Genomic DNA, 342 nt, shown 5'->3' on the forward strand with positions numbered 1-342 from the left:
TTGCTTCATCATGTTAAATTCATAAATCCAATGGGTGGTGTACCACTATTTGTATCATAAAAATTTGACAAATTTGGGAGTACCATATTTAAATCTGATGGCGAAACACCAAACCAAAGAGCTAATTCTGCCATATATAAATCAGCAGCTGTGGTGGGGACGAGTACACCATTTCTTAAATCTAAATCACTATCTAGGGCTAGAGTAGGGTAGTCTCCATAAATTTCTTTTCCGTTTACAGCACCACCCATCATAAAAGCGTTACCACCCCAGGCATGGTCGGTTCCGTTGCCATTAGAAGTTAGTGTTCTAGAAAAATCGGATACACTAAAGGTTGTAACA

The 342-nt window shown here is 38.6% G+C and carries 1 protein-coding gene; it reads right to left on the reverse strand.

Translation table 11 applies throughout. The features are described 5' to 3' along the window. Window positions 1-8: 8 nt before the first annotated feature. Window positions 9-342: DUF1501 domain-containing protein (locus tag H4O21_RS28620; RefSeq protein WP_182812636.1), on the reverse strand; the 334-nt coding region annotated here is incomplete at its 5' end.

It is taken from the genome of Oceanospirillum sediminis (assembly GCF_014164585.1).
Lineage (GTDB): Bacteria > Pseudomonadota > Gammaproteobacteria > Pseudomonadales > Halomonadaceae > Oceanospirillum > Oceanospirillum sediminis.